The following is a 385-nucleotide window of genomic DNA, read 5'->3' as shown; positions in this document are numbered from 1 at the left end:
GGCTCGAATGCGCCACCCCCACGCCCTTGGGCACGCCCGTCGAACCGGACGTATAGATCACGTAGGCCAGATGCTGCGGCAACGCTCGCGGACCGGGATTCATGTCGCGGTCCGTGCCGACGTTCGTCGCGGTTTGCTGTGTCTCATCCAGATCGACGATCTGCCAGCCGCGCGTGTCGCTGTCGGCAGCAAGACCCTCGACCAGTTCGCGCTGTGCCGCCTGCGTCAGCACCACCCGCGGGCGCGCGTCGGCGAGCATGTGGGCCAGCCGTTGCGCCGGATAGGACGGATCCATCGGCACATAAGCACCGCCCGCCTTCAGCACCCCGAGCAGCGCGACCAGCATGCCCGCCGTGCGCTCCATGCAGATCGCCACCAGCACGTC

1 protein-coding gene is annotated in these 385 nt (G+C 68.3%); it reads right to left on the bottom strand.

Annotated elements, in window-relative coordinates:
• On the bottom strand, positions 1-385 hold a 385-nt coding region (locus tag HB633_RS30685), incomplete at both ends, for an AMP-binding protein (protein ID WP_213781872.1).

The sequence above is a fragment of the Caballeronia sp. dw_276 genome, from assembly GCF_018449635.1.
Classification (GTDB): domain Bacteria; phylum Pseudomonadota; class Gammaproteobacteria; order Burkholderiales; family Burkholderiaceae; genus Caballeronia.
Note: the sequence above shows the minus strand (reverse complement) of the source record. Positions and strands in the feature narration are given on the sequence as shown.